Below are 14069 nucleotides of genomic sequence, written 5' to 3' on the forward strand. Positions count from 1 at the left end.
CCGTGTGCCTCGCCATCCCCGCCGAGATCGTGTCCGTGAACGAAGCCGCCGACACGGCAATTGTCGCGCTCGGGCCGGTGCGCAAGGAGATCTCCATCGCGCTGATCGAGGACGCGAAGCCCGGCGAGTTCGTGCTCGTCCATGTCGGCTATGCGCTGCACAAGGTTTCGCCTGACGAGGCCGCACGCACGCTTGCCATGATGCGCGAGGCGGGTCTCGATGCGGAGTTCGCCGAATTTGGGGAGGCCGCGCGATGAAGTTCGTCGACGAGTTTCGCGATCAGGCGCTGGCTATGGGCCTCGCCGCCGCCATCGCGCGGGAAGCCGACCCGGCGCGGCGCTATTCCATCATGGAATTCTGCGGCGGCCATACGCATGCGATTTTCCGCTACGGCGTGCATGATCTGATGCCGGAAAATGTGGGCTTCGTGCACGGCCCCGGCTGCCCCGTCTGCGTGCTTCCCATCGGGCGCATCGACAACGCGCTGGAACTCGCGGAGAAGCACGGCGTCATCCTCTGTTCCTATGGCGACATGCTGCGCGTGCCCGCGTCGAAGCGCCGGAGCCTGCTCAAGGCGAAGGCGGAAGGCGCGGATGTGCGCATGGTCTATTCGGTGGACGACGCGCTTCGCATCGCGCGCGACAACCCGAGCCGCGAAGTCGTGTTCTTCGCCATCGGTTTCGAGACGACGACGCCGCCGACCGCCGTCGCGCTGCGCACCGCGAAGGCCGAGGGCCTGAAAAACTTCTCCGTCTTCTGCAACCACGTGCTGACGCCCGCCGCGCTCAATCACCTGCTTACGGCAGCAGGCCTCGACGTAGACGCCTTCATCGGCCCGTCGCATGTGAGTTCGGTGATCGGCAGCCGCCCCTATGAATATTTCACCGAGACGTTTCACCGCCCGGTCGTGATCGCGGGCTTCGAGCCGCTCGACGTGATGCAGGCCGCGCTGATGGCGATCCGCCAGTTGAACGAGGGCCGCGCGGAGGTGGAAAATCAGTATATCCGCGTCGTCACCCGCGACGGCAACGCGAAGGCGCGCGCGATCGTCGACGAAGTGTTCGAGCGCCGTGAGAGCTTCGAGTGGCGCGGCCTCGGCGCGGTGCCCGACAGCGCGCTCCGTATCCGCGACGCCTATGCCGCCTTCGACGCCGAGAAACGCTTTGCCATCGTCACACGCTCCGCACCGGATGCGAAATCCTGCGAATGCGCGGAAATCCTGCGCGGCGCGAAGAAGCCGGTCGACTGCAAGCTGTTCGGCAAGGGCTGCACGCCTGACAGCCCGGTCGGCTCGTGCATGGTGTCGTCCGAAGGCGCTTGCGCCGCATATTGGACCTATGGCCGCTTCCGGCAGGAGGCAGCATGACCCGCGCGCCGCTTCTTCAGCGTCCCTTTGGAGCAAGCCGCCCCCTGATGACGAAGCGGAGCGCCATCCGATGAGCGTGATCGAGGCACGGTTCGGCGCGCGCGACGCGAAGCTTTCCGGCGCGGTCGAGATGATCCACGGCGCGGGCGGTCGCGCCACCGCCGAACTGATCCGCACGCTGTTCCGCCGCCACCTCGACAACTCGCTTCTCGCGCAAGGAAACGATCAGGCCGCGTTCGCTGTCAAGGCAGGCCGCATGGTGATGACGACCGACGCGCATGTGATCGCGCCGCTGTTCTTTCCCGGCGGCGACATCGGCTCGCTCGCGGTCCACGGCACCATCAACGACGTGGCGATGGCGGGTGCGCGACCGCTCTATCTCTCGGCGGCGTTCGTGCTTGAAGAGGGCTTTCCGCTCGCCGATCTCGACCGCATCGTTGCCAGCATGGCGGCGGCGAGCCGCGCGGCAGGCGTGCCCATCGTCACCGGCGACACGAAGGTGGTCGAAAAGGGCAAAGGCGACGGCGTCTTCATCACGACAACCGGCATCGGGGTTGTCCCCGATGGCGTCGAGATTTCGGGCGACCGTGCGCGGCCGGGCGATATGGTGCTGCTTTCGGGCAGCATCGGCGACCACGGCATCGCGGTGCTGTCGAAGCGCGAGAACCTCACCTTCGAAACGGAAATCCTCTCCGACAGCGCGGCGCTTCACACCCTCGTCGCGGACATGGTCGCGGCCGTGCCCGGCATCCGCGTGCTTCGCGATCCGACGCGCGGCGGCCTTGGCGCGACGCTGAACGAGATCGCGCAGCAATCCCGCGTCGGCATCCGGCTGGACGAGGCCGCGATCCCGATCAAGCCCGACGTCTCCGCAGCGTGCGAACTCCTCGGCCTCGATCCGCTTTACATCGCGAACGAAGGCAAGCTCATCGCCATCGCGCCGCCCGATAAGGCACAGCTCTTGCTTGCCGCCATGCGCGCGCATCCTCTGGCGCGTGACGCGGCCATCATCGGCGAGGCCATGCAAGACCCTCACGCCTTCGTCCAAATGCGTACGAGGTTCGGCGGAAACCGCATGGTAGATTGGCTCGCGGGCGATCCGCTCCCAAGGATATGTTGATGCCAGACTGTCCCCGTCACCCCCCCTTTCTCCGCCGCCGCGCCTCTCGGAGAGCGCCATGACCGCGCTTCCTCCGGTGCTCGTAATCGATGACGAAGTTCGCAGCGTCGAAGCCCTCGAACGCATCCTCGAAGACGACTTCGACGTAAAGAAAGCGACGAGCGCGCGCGAAGCCGAAGCCATCCTCGCCGACGAAGCCATTCAGGTAGTGCTGTGCGACCAGCGCATGCCGGACATCTCGGGCGTCGATTTCCTGAAGGGTGTGCGCGAGCGCTGGCCCGATGTCGTGCGCATGATCATTTCGGGTTACACGGACGCGGAAGACATCATCCAGGGCATCAACGAGGCCGGCATTTATCAGTATGTGACGAAGCCCTGGCAGCCGGATAGCCTGACGCTTACGCTCAAGAACGCCTCGCGGCTCTACAAGCTCCAGCGCGAGAACGAGCTTCTGGCGGTCGAGCTGAGGATGTCCTCGACCCGCGCCGAACGCGTCGTCGCGACCCGACGTGCGGATCTGCGCGAGCATTACGCGGGCGACGACGGCATCGTGCGCGAAAAGTCGAGCCCGATGAACGACGTTTGCGACCGCATGCGGCGCGTCGCCCCTTTCGATGTCTCGGTGATGATTACGGGCGAATCCGGCACCGGCAAGGAGCTCATTGCGCGCGCTCTCCACTATAAGAGCCTGCGCTGGAACAAGCCGTTCGTGGTCGAGAACTGCGCGGCCCTGCCCGACGAACTCCTCGAAAGCGAACTCTTCGGCCACAAGCGCGGCGCGTTCACGGGCGCGGTGGAAGACCATATCGGCCTGTTCCAGCGCGCCGATGGCGGCACCGTCTTCCTCGACGAGATCGGCGAAGTGTCACCCAGGCTTCAGGCGAAGCTGCTCCGCGTGTTGCAAGAGGGCGAGATCCGCCCCGTCGGCGGCCAGAAGACGCGAACCATCAACGTACGCGTCATCGCCGCCACGAATCGCGACCTCGAAGCCGAGGTTCAGGCTGGCCGCTTCCGTGAAGACCTTTATTACCGCCTCGCGCCGGTCACGATCCACCTGCCGCCCTTGCGCGAGCGCCTGTTGGACATCCCGCCGATTGCGCGCGCGCTCATCGACAAGGCGCAGAAGCAACTCGGGAAATGCGTGAAGGGCCTGTCGCCGGAAGCGGTGGCGTGCCTCAAGGCTTACCCATGGCCGGGCAATGTCCGCGAGCTTCAGAACGAGATCCAGCACGCGCTCATCATGGGGCCACAGGGTGGAGTGATCGGCGCGGAGCATCTGTCCCGGCGCGTGCAGCAGGCGGCAGCCGGACCCTCGCCCTCGAAGCTCGATTTCGCGGGCGTCGATCTTTCGCTCGCTGGTCTCGAAGGCACGCTGCGCGAGCGCATCGAGTCGGTTGAGGCGCAGATCCTGAAGGAAAGCCTCATCCGCCATCGCTGGAACAAGAGCCGCGCGGCGAAGGAACTCGGCCTGTCGCGCGTCGGCCTTCGCGCCAAGCTCGAACGCTACGGCCTCGAAAAGATCGAGGCGCTGCCGCTGGAGCCCGCCAAGAAGCGGGCCTAGAGCCGATCCCGATTCTTTCAAGATAGAGCGTTCCAATGGGGAACCGCTCTGACCGAAAGCGACCGCCCATGCTGAAGCAGCCCGCGCGCCCTGAAGACAGCCGAAGCCTCGTCGCGCGGGCGGGCGTGGCAGGCGCGCTCGGCGATGGCGAAGCGGGCGAGGACGCTTGGATCGAAGTCATCCAGAAGATGGATGCGGTCTATGCCGAGCTTGTCGAAAATCAGGTCGAGCTTGAGGCGAAGAACGCGGCCCTCGAAGAGGCGCAGGCGCTCATGGCGAGCGTGTTCGCCTCCATGGCCGATGTGCTCGCCGTGTGCGACCGGGGCAACCGCATCGCCCGCGTGAACCGCGCCCTCGAAGCCGTCACCGGGCGACACGAGGCGAGCCTCTCGGGCGAACCCTTCGCGTCGCTGTTCGCGACCGAGAACGCCGCCGCCGTGGACGACATGCTCGCCCGCGCCCGCGAAGACGGCGCGGTGACGGACTGCGAACTGTCCTTGCGCGATACGGCGGGCGCGCCCTCGCCCTTCGTCATGAACTGCTCGGCGCGCTTCGACCACAAGGGGCGTTTCGCTGGCGTCGTCGTGGTGGGCCGCCCGCTCGGCGAGCTTCGCCGTGCCTATAAATCGCTCAACGCCGCGCACCGCGAGCTTCAGGAAGCGCAACAGCACCTCATCTTTTCGGAGAAGATGGCGGCGCTCGGCCGTCTCGTCGCGGGCGTAGCGCATGAACTCAACAACCCCATCAGCTTCGTTTTCGCGAACATGCATGCGCTGAAGAAATACGGCTTGCGCATCCGCACCTATCTCGAAGCCATGAACGACGGCGTGTCCGGCGACGCGCTCGCGGCGCTGCGCAAGGAGCTCAAGATCGACCGCATCCTCGCCGATATCGAGCCGCTGCTCGACGGCACGCTCGAAGGCGCAACGCGCGCGAGCGAGATCGTGCAGGATCTGCGCCGCTTTTCGGCCAATCAGACGGAAACACCGGAAGATTTCGAGCTTCTTCGCGTGGTGCAGACGGCGGCGAACTGGGTTGTGAAGATCGCGCGCTCGCGGCAGGACGTGGCGATCCATGTGCCCGAGGGGCTATCGGTGCATGCGCCGCGCGGCGCGATCCATCAGATCCTCGTCAACCTCATCCAGAACGCGCTCGACGCGATGGACGGCGATCCGCATCCGCTGATCGAGATCGACGCGACCGAGGACGGCGGCTTCGTCGCGCTCCGCGTCCGCGACCACGGCCCCGGCATCGCGCCCGACGGCATGCAGAAGCTGTTCGAGCCGTTCTTCACGACGAAGCCCGTCGGCAAAGGACTCGGCCTCGGCCTTTATCTCAGCTTCGGGCTTGCGCAGGATTTCGGCGGGAGGCTCGCGGCGGCGAACCATGAAAGCGGCGGCGCGGTGTTCACGCTGAGCCTGCCGAAGGGGGCGTGGCATGGCGCGTGATTTGCCGTGCGATCCGGTCAGGAACGTCGCGCGCGATGCCACGGGCCGCCCCGCGCGCCTGAGCCTGCTGTGGCTGCAATCCGGCGGTTGCGGCGGGTGCTCCATGTCGCTTCTCAACGCCGATAGCCCGGACCTGTTCGCGGCACTCGACCTCGGCCGCATCGACGTGCTCGCCCATCCCTCGCTCAGCGAGGCATCCGGCGAAGATTATCACGCGCTTATCGCGCGCATCCTGTCCGGCCAGCAGCCGCTCGACATCCTCTGCGTCGAGGGCGCGATCTTGCGCGGGCCAAACGGCACCGGGCGCTTTCATCTCCAGCCCGGCACGGGCAAGCCCGTGATGCAGCTCGTCGCGGAGCTTGCGGCCTGCGCGGGCCATGTCATCGCCATCGGCTCATGCACGGCCTATGGCGGCGTTTCGGCGGCGGGCGACAACGTTACCGAGGCATGCGGCCTCGCCTTCGAGGGCGCAGAACCGGGCGGCCTTCTCGGCCCCGGCTTCCGCTCGCACTCCGGCCTCCCCGCGATCAACATCGCAGGATGCCCCACCCATCCGGGTTGGATCGTCGAAACGCTCGTACAACTCGGCGACGGCACGTTCAGCGCATCCGACCTCGATACATACGGTCGCCCCCGTTTCTACGCGGATCACCTCGTACATCACGGCTGCACCCGCAACGAGTTCTATGAGTACAAGGCGAGCGCGAAGGAGCCGGGTCAACTCGGCTGCCTGATGGAGCATCTCGGCTGCATCGGCACGCAGGTTCACGGCGATTGCAACATGCGGGCATGGAACGGCGAAGGCTCGTGCATTCGCGGCGGCTATCCGTGTATCGGCTGCACCGAGCCGACGTTCGGCGAACGCGACGCGCCCTATCTCGAAACGCCGAAGCGCGGCGGCATTCCCGTGGGCCTGCCGACCGACATGCCGAAGGCATGGTTCGTGGCGCTGGCCTCGCTCGCCAAGGCCGCAACACCGGAGCGCCTGCGCAAGAATGCGCTCGCGGAGCGCATCGCGGTGCCGCCGGGCCAGGCATCCGGCAAGGCATCGGGGAAACCCAAATGACGCGCCTCATCGTCGGGCCGTTCAACCGCGTCGAAGGCGACCTCGAAATCCGGCTTGACGTGGAGGATGGGCGCATCGCGGCGGCTTACGTAAATTCCCCGCTCTATCGTGGTTTCGAGCAGATCCTTGTCGGCAAGGCGCCCGCCGATGCGCTCGTTTATGTGCCGCGCATCTGTGGCATCTGCTCGGTGTCGCAGTCGATAGCGGCAGCGGCGGCGCTCGCCAATTCGCAAGGACTGACGCCGCCCGAAAACGGCACGCATCTGCAAAACATCATCCTCGCCGCCGAGAACGTCGCGGACCACCTCACACATTTCTACCTGTTCTTCATGCCGGATTTCGCGCGCGAGATTTACGCAGGCGAGCCATGGGCAAAGGCGGCGGCGCGCTTTCGGGCGATGGGCGGCGATGCCCAGCGCGAGTTTCTACCGGCGCGCGCGGCGTTCCTGCGCATCATGGGCCTGCTCGCGGGGCATTGGCCGCACACGCTCGGCCTGCAACCGGGCGGCACGACCCGCGCCATCGGCCGAGCGGAGCAGACGCGGTTGCTAGGCCATATCGCGGGGCTTCGCCGCTTCCTTGAGGCGACATTCTACGGCGATGCGCTGGAAGCGGTGGGGGCACTCGACAGCGCCGATGCGCTCGATGCGTGGGCTGCTGAAGGCGCGGCTGAAGCGAGCGGCGGCGATTTCCGCGCGTTCCTCGCCTTCTCGCGCGACGCCGGGCTTGAAGCGCTCGGCCCCGGTCCTGGCCTCTATATCAGCTTCGGCGCGTATTCGCTGAACGGCGGCCACGCCTTCGCGCACGGGGTCTGGCAAGGCGGCGCGGTCGGCCCGCTCCGCTGGGAAGACATCGCCGAGGACCACGCCCGCGCATGGATGGTGCGCGCGGCGGAAGGCCCGCGTCCGCCCTCGCGCGGGATCACGCTACCCGATGCCGACGCGGCCGACGCCTATAGTTGGTGCAAGGCTCCGCGCCTCGGCGGGCGCGTGGCGGAAACCGGCGCTTTCGCCCGACAGCTCATCGACGGCCAACCGCTCGTGACGAGCCTTGCCGCGCGCTCCGGCAGCAACGCGCGAAATCGCATGATCGCCCGCGCCGTCGAGGTAGCGCGGCTCGTCCTCCTGCTGGAGAGCTGGGCGGCGGCGATCCGTCCCGACGAGCCGTTCTGCCTCGCCACGCCCATGCCCGAAGAAGCGCACGGCATCGGCATGATCGAAGCGGCGCGCGGGAGCCTCGGCCACTGGCTCGACATCCGCAAGGGCCGCATTTTCAACTATCAGATCATCGCGCCGACGACGTGGAACTTCTCGCCCCGCGACGGCGGCGGGCAACCCGGTGCCTGCGAGGCGGCGCTTGTCGGCGCGCCCGTGCGGCGAGGCGAAACAACGCCCATCGCGGTGCAGCATATCGTGCGCTCGTTCGACCCCTGCATGGTCTGCACGGTGCATTGAGATGGCGGACGCGGACGACATCAAGGGTGTATCGATCCGGGTGCGTGGCCTGGTGCAGGGCGTGGGCTTTCGCCCGCATGTGTGGCGGATCGCGCGCGAACTCTGGCTCACGGGCGATGTGCTGAACGACGCCGAGGGCGTTCTGATCCGCGCCTTTGGACCGCGCGCGGCGCTCGACGCGTTCATTGCCGCGCTTGCCGACCGCGCGCCGCCGCTCGCCCGCGTCGAGTGCATCGAGACCGCGCCGCTGAACGGCCCCGCGCCTGATATGTTTCGCATCGTCGAGAGCGGCGCGGGCGATGTCACGACCGGCATTGTACCCGACGCCGCCACCTGCCCTGCCTGTCTCGCGGACATCCGCGACCCCGAAAACCGCCGCTACCGCTACCCCTTCACCAATTGCACGCATTGCGGCCCGCGCTTGTCCATCGTGCGTGCGATTCCGTATGACCGCGCGACGACGAGCATGGCCGCGTTCGAGATGTGCCCCGCCTGCCGCGCGGAATATGAGGACCCCGCCGACCGGCGCTTCCACGCGCAGCCGAACGCATGCCCTGTTTGCGGGCCGAGGCTGTGGCTCGAAGGCGCGGACGGGGCAGCGCTTCCGCTTCGAGGCGCGCGCGACGAGATCGAGGCCGCCGCCGCACTCATCCGCGATGGGGCCATCGTCGCGATCAAGGGGATCGGCGGGTTTCATCTCGCCTGCGATGCCGCGAATGAGGATGCGGTGACGCGGTTGCGCGCCGGAAAGCGGCGAAGCGGCAAGCCGCTCGCGCTCATGGCGCGCAATGTGGCGATGGTTACGCGCTATGCCCACATCGCGCCGCCGGAGCGAGCCGCGCTCGAAAGCGCCGCCGCGCCCATCGTGCTGCTCTCGCGCCGTGCCGACGCGCCGCCGCTCGCATCGAGCATCGCGCCGGGCCAGACGACACTCGGCTTCATGTTGCCCTACACGCCGTTGCATCATTTGCTGATGGAAGCCCTGCCCGGCCCCATCGTGCTCACCTCGGGCAATGTCAGCGACGAGCCGCAAAGCATCGCGAACGACGACGCGCGCGAGCGACTGTCCGAAATCGCCGACGCGTTCCTCATGCACGACCGGGACATCGTGAACCGGCTCGACGACAGCGTGGTGCGGCTCGCGGCGGGCCGCGTTCGCACCGTCCGCCGCGCACGAGGGCTTGCGCCCGCGCCGCTTCCGCTGCCGCTTTTCCAGGGCGCCCCCGCCGTGCTCGCCATGGGCGCGGAGCTGAAATCCACCTTCTGCCTCGCAAGCGGCGGTCGCGCCATCGTCTCGCAGCATATCGGCGACCTCGAAGATGCCGCCACACATGCGGATTGCCGCGCGAACCTCGCGCTTTATAAGCGCCTGTTCCGCTTCGCGCCGGACGTGGTGGCGGTGGACGCGCACCCCGATTACCATGCGACGCGATTGGGTGAGGCGCTCGCGGCGGAGCGCGGTTTGCCCATTGCACGCGTGCTGCATCATCATGCCCATGTCGCGGCGGTGATGGCGGAACATGGCGAGCCGCTCGACGCGACGCCGGTGCTGGGCATCGCGTTCGACGGCCTCGGCATGGGAGACGACGTGCCCGATCAACCCGCGCTCGAAGCGCCGCATTTGAGCACGGGCAAGTTGATCGATAACAAGGGAGAGCGGAGCGACGCGTTCCAACGAACGCATCGCCCGCTGTGGGGCGGCGAGTTTCTCGTCGCGGACTATCGCGCCTGCCGCCGCGTTGCGAGCTTCGCGCCGGTGCCGCTGATCGGCGGCGCCAAAGCCATGCGCGAGCCATGGCGCAACCTGCTGGCGCATCTCGACGTCGCGCTCGGCTGGGACGAGGCGTCAGCGCGCTTTGGCGACCTCTCGATCCTGCGCCGCCTCGCCGCGAAGCCCGTCGCGCCAGCGCTGCAAATGATGGCGCGAGGCGTGAACGCGCCGCCCGCCTCGTCGGCAGGACGTCTGTTCGACGCCGTCGCCGCCGCGCTCGGGATCTGCTTCGACGAAGCGACCTATGAGGGTCAAGCCGCGGTGGAGCTTGAGGCGCTAGCGGCCTCGGTCCGGTGCCGGGATTTCGGACGCTGGCCCATCGCTGCCCGGAAGCTTCCCTCGCGAGGCATGGGCGAGGACGGCGGCCCTATTCGCCTCGGCTGGGGCGAACTCTGGCAGGCCGTTCTCGATGACCTCGCCCGCGATGCGCCGCCCGCGATCGTCGCAGCGCGCTTCCATGCCTTCCTCGCCGACACGGTGGCGGACACTGCGCGCGCGCTCGCCCGACGCGATGGGTTGCGGCGCATCGTGCTGTGCGGCGGCGTGTTCCACAACCGACTGCTACTCGAAGGCGTCCTGGAACGGCTCGCGGGCGATTTCGAGGTGCTCGCCCCTGCCCTGTGCCCAGCGGGCGACGGCGCGATTTCGCTGGGGCAGGCGGTTATCGCGGCCGCACGCGCTATCCCCGCATCGCCTCGGTGAAAGCGTCGAGCAGGCGCAAATTCGTGGCCTCGTTCGTCGCCGCGACCGCCGACGCCGCCAATGCTACGCGCGGATGATCGATGATGCTCTCGCCCCATTTCCGAACGTAGGGCCACACGCCGCCCGCATAAGCCGGCGCGCTGTAATCGCCCACCACATCCGCGCCGACGATGATATGGCGCTCCGCGAGGCGGCCGATGAGGCGGAGCACATCGTCGAGCGAGAGCTTGCCCTGATCCCAGTTCGTCACCGCGTCGGCGGGCGCGAGCGCGTCCTTGTCGAGCGTGATGTAGATGTCCGCCGTTTCGATGCGCGACAGGAGAAGCTCGCCGAATGCCGCGAGTCCAATGTCTTCGATGCAGGTCCAGCGGACGTGGCCGCCCTCCTGCCGGTGGCTCGCGCCCGCGCCATAGTCGCCGCTCACCTTCGACGGGGCCTGCGCGAACGGAAACAGCTCAAGCCGCCCCTCCTTCAGCGCCGCGAGGTTGCCGCCCTTCCATTCCGGATGCTGGAGATCCTTGCTGCACACGCCGACGGTGACGATTTTCGCGACATTCGGAATGCCAAGCGCGCGGTTCACCCACGAGCCGCAATGCATGCCGCTCGAACAGCGCACCCAGTCGGGATGGTTGTCGAAATGCACGACGGTGAAGGGCCGCGATCCTGTCGCCGCTGCGCGCGCAATCAGCATGGCGCTGACGTGATGGAAATCGCCCGACCCGAGAAAAGCGAGGACCGGGCCGCCATCGGCACCGCCCGCGCTGGCGCCAAGCTTCGCCTCCAGCCGCGCGAGGTCGGCGTCGTAGCCCCATAGCCGCACGCGAGGGCCGTCCGCCGTCGCATCCACCGAAACAGCCCTGCGCTCGGCGCACGCGTCGAGGAAGGCGCGCTGGCCCACAAAGGCGTCGTCAAGATGAATGAGTTCCAACCGCATTCCGAAACGCTCCCCATCCGCCCCGCCGCTGACCACACCCCTTTTCGACGGTCGCTTGACCCTTAAACGCGTCGGCGGCGCTTGCAAGCGTTTCGCTGTTTCCCGAGCCCCACCCAGACGCACCTTCGCGCCGAAAGTCTCGGCTCCGAGCCGCCAGCCCCGGACAATCCAGAGTTTGCACAAAGACACACCAGCGACTATATTATGCGCTAACCCTTCGATTGCGGGTTCCCCCACACAATCGGAAATTGAATGCCCAGGAAGCGGAGAGGGCTCGCGCTTCCAGGACCGGAGGAAATTTATGAGCGACATACCCTTGATGCCGAAGGCGACGGCCGTCTGGCTCGTCGAGAACACCTCGCTGACATTCGACCAGATCGCCGATTTTTGTGGATTGCACGTGCTCGAAGTGAAGGGGATCGCAGACGGCGACGTCGCGGCCGGCATTCGTGGCGCCGATCCGATTGGCGCGGGCCAACTCACCCGCGAGGAAATCGCCCGCGGCCAGAAAGATTCATCCTATCGGCTCAAGCTGGCGCGCTCCAAGGTGCACATCCCGGAGATCAAGACGAAGCGCGCGCCGAAATACACGCCTGTTTCGCGCCGTCACGACCGCCCGAACGCGATCCTCTGGCTTCTGCGCCATCATCCCGAGTTGCGCGACACGCAGATCATGCGCCTTGTCGGCACGACGAAATCGACCATCGAGAGCATCCGCGAGCGCACGCACTGGAATTCCGCCAGTCTTCAGCCGCAAGACCCGGTCGCGCTCGGCCTTTGCTCGCAGATCGACCTCGATAATGAAGTGAAGAAGGCCGCGAAGCGCGTCGAGGAAGAGCAGCCGGAAGCCGCGCTGGAAACCGCGGGCGTCACCATCGCGCCGCCGTCCGAGCAGCCTTATCTCGACATCGAGGAGTGGAAGTAGCATAACACGGCGCGTGTTGGGATAAGCGAAGGCCGTTTTGTCGGGCCTTTTGCAGCATCCGTAGGCACTTCGCTCGAAACATTCGGAAAATCAAACGGCCGGTTTTACCCGGCCGTTTTCATGCAAGCCGTCAGGCGTGCAAGCCGCTACGCCGCCGTGCGCGCGTATTCCGGATACGTCGCAGCGAGCCCCTCACGCGAGGCAGGCGAGACACCCCGCTCGGTGATGATGCCCGTGATGAGCCGCGCGGGCGTCACGTCGAACGCAGGGTTCGCGCCCGCGCTTCCCGGTGCCGTCACCTGCACCGTGACGATGTCCCCGCCGTCCGTGCGGCCGGTCATATGGGTTAGCTCGCGCGCGTCGCGCTCCTCGATCGGGATATCGCGCACACCATCGAACAGCGTCCAGTCGATCGTCGACAGCGGCAGCGCGAAATAGAACGGCACGCCGTTATCCTTCGCCGCCAGTGCCTTGAGGTACGTGCCGATCTTGTTCGCCGCGTCGCCCGCCGCCGTGAGGCGGTCGCAGCCGACGATGCAAAGGTCAACGTCCCCATGCTGCATGAGATGGCCGCCCGCATTATCCGCGATGACGGTATGCGGCACGCCATGCGCGCCAAGCTCGAACGCCGTCAGCGCCGCACCCTGATTGCGCGGGCGCGTCTCGTCCACCCAGACATGCACGGGAATGCCCGCGTCGTGCGCCTGATAGATCGGGGAAAGCGCCGTGCCCCAGTCGACGCAAGCGATCCAGCCGGCGTTGCAGTGGGTCAGCACGTTCACCGGGCCGTCCTTCTTCTTCGCGATGTCCTCGATGATCGCCTTGCCGTGCGCGCCAATGCGGCGGCAGGTTTCGACGTCCTCGTCGGCGAGCTGGGCGGCCTTGGCGAAAGCGGCAGCGGCGCGCTCGGCGGGTGCGATGGGGCGCAGGAATGTCAGCATCTCGTTCAGCGCCCAAGCGAGGTTCACCGCCGTCGGACGCGTGGCGGCGAGCGTCTTCGCTGCGCTTTCGAGGCCGGCGTCTGACGCATCCGCGCGGAGCGCCAGCGCGAGACCGTAAGCCGCCGTCACGCCGATCAGCGGCGCACCACGCACTTGCATGACCCGGATGGCGTGGGCCGCGTCCTCAAGCGTCGAGAGCTTCAGCGTCTCGAAGGCATGCGGGAGTCGCGTCTGGTCGATGATGCCGACCGCGCCGTCGCTTTCCGGCCAGATCGTGCGATAATGGGTGCCGCCGATTTTCATGTCTCACTCCTGCGCCGAAGGGGGTGCTGCTTGCGTCTTTCGAAATAACGAAATCGCCTTTTTGCGCGGTGAACGCAACCCCTGCCGACGCGTGGCCGTTGCGGCAGATGTGGCGCGCGCCGAAATTCGCCGACGCCCGGTTCGCTTTACTTCTTGAAGAAAGCGCTCGCCGCGTCGAGATGCGCGGACTTTTTCGCGATGGTCTCTTCCGCCCGCGCGATTTCAGCTTTCAGCGTCGCGATGTAGACACGAAGCTCGTCGACCGAGTAAACTGCAAGGTCTTTCGGCTTCGAAATCTGTTTGCGGGGTTCGAGGTCGTCTATATCCATGGCGGTTCTTCAGGCGGCGTTTCTTGTCCGCTCATCATAAGGGTTCGCGCTCGCCCCGCAAAGCACGGAGCTTCTCGCCCGGCATTTGCAGCTCGCACCGTGATAACTGACGTTGCGATTGTGTTACAGCGCTGTGCCGTAAAAGACGC

12 protein-coding genes are annotated in these 14069 nt (G+C 66.7%); 9 read left to right on the forward strand and 3 right to left on the reverse strand.

Translation table 11 applies throughout. The features are described from left to right. The first annotated feature begins 2 nt into the window (after positions 1-2). From RVAN_RS04910 to hypF, 8 genes are all read left to right on the forward strand, one after another. Positions 3-257, forward strand: coding sequence for a HypC/HybG/HupF family hydrogenase formation chaperone (locus RVAN_RS04910; RefSeq protein ID WP_013418655.1), 255 nt, complete (start codon positions 3-5; stop codon positions 255-257). Next, positions 254-1366 carry a hydrogenase formation protein HypD gene (gene hypD, locus RVAN_RS04915; protein ID WP_013418656.1) on the forward strand — a complete coding sequence of 371 codons (1113 nt, stop codon included), beginning with the start codon at positions 254-256 and terminating at the stop codon, positions 1364-1366. Before RVAN_RS04910 ends, hypD begins: the two co-directional genes overlap by 4 nt. 70 nt (positions 1367-1436) lie before the next feature. Then, complete coding sequence (gene hypE, locus RVAN_RS04920) at positions 1437-2486, forward strand: hydrogenase expression/formation protein HypE (protein WP_013418657.1); 1050 nt, start codon at positions 1437-1439, stop codon at positions 2484-2486. A 58-nt stretch (positions 2487-2544) separates the two neighbouring features. Then, positions 2545-4047 carry a sigma-54-dependent transcriptional regulator gene (locus RVAN_RS04925; RefSeq protein WP_013418658.1) on the forward strand — a complete coding sequence of 501 codons (1503 nt, stop codon included), beginning with the start codon at positions 2545-2547 and terminating at the stop codon, positions 4045-4047. Between the two features lie 68 nt (positions 4048-4115). Continuing rightward, positions 4116-5495, forward strand: coding sequence for a sensor histidine kinase (locus tag RVAN_RS04930; protein WP_041787284.1), 1380 nt, complete (start codon positions 4116-4118; stop codon positions 5493-5495). Then, positions 5485-6561, forward strand: coding sequence for a hydrogenase small subunit (locus RVAN_RS04935; protein ID WP_013418660.1), 1077 nt, complete (start codon positions 5485-5487; stop codon positions 6559-6561). Before RVAN_RS04930 ends, RVAN_RS04935 begins: the two co-directional genes overlap by 11 nt. Beyond that, entirely contained in the window at positions 6558-8015 is a 1458-nt protein-coding gene (locus RVAN_RS04940; protein WP_013418661.1) for a nickel-dependent hydrogenase large subunit, read from the forward strand. The genes RVAN_RS04935 and RVAN_RS04940 overlap by 4 nt, the downstream gene beginning before the upstream one ends. 1 nt (position 8016) lies before the next feature. Continuing rightward, entirely contained in the window at positions 8017-10488 is a 2472-nt protein-coding gene (hypF, locus tag RVAN_RS04945; protein ID WP_013418662.1) for a carbamoyltransferase HypF, read from the forward strand. On the opposite strand, the gene RVAN_RS04950 is transcribed toward hypF, so the two are convergent. Continuing rightward, the gene (locus RVAN_RS04950) at positions 10466-11422 is read right to left on the reverse strand and encodes an arginase family protein (protein WP_013418663.1); all 957 of its coding nucleotides are present in this window, start codon (positions 11420-11422) and stop codon (positions 10466-10468) included. The two genes, hypF and RVAN_RS04950, sit on opposite strands and share 23 nt — an antisense overlap. Before the next feature lie 301 nt (positions 11423-11723). On the opposite strand from RVAN_RS04950, the gene RVAN_RS04955 reads away from it, so the two are divergent. Then, a complete protein-coding gene (locus RVAN_RS04955; RefSeq protein ID WP_013418664.1) occupies positions 11724-12347 on the forward strand; it encodes a DUF1013 domain-containing protein in 624 nt (207 codons plus the stop codon). Between the two features lie 146 nt (positions 12348-12493). Here the strand turns inward: RVAN_RS04955 and mtnA are convergent, their stop codons facing one another. Both mtnA and RVAN_RS04965 read right to left on the reverse strand, forming a co-directional pair. After that, a complete protein-coding gene (gene mtnA, locus RVAN_RS04960; protein WP_013418665.1) occupies positions 12494-13591 on the reverse strand; it encodes an S-methyl-5-thioribose-1-phosphate isomerase in 1098 nt (365 codons plus the stop codon). A 146-nt stretch (positions 13592-13737) separates the two neighbouring features. Continuing rightward, the gene (locus tag RVAN_RS04965; protein ID WP_013418666.1) at positions 13738-13920 is read right to left on the reverse strand and encodes a DUF1192 domain-containing protein; all 183 of its coding nucleotides are present in this window, start codon (positions 13918-13920) and stop codon (positions 13738-13740) included. Positions 13921-14069 lie beyond the last annotated feature (149 nt).

Source organism: Rhodomicrobium vannielii ATCC 17100, assembly GCF_000166055.1.
GTDB lineage: Bacteria > Pseudomonadota > Alphaproteobacteria > Rhizobiales > Rhodomicrobiaceae > Rhodomicrobium > Rhodomicrobium vannielii.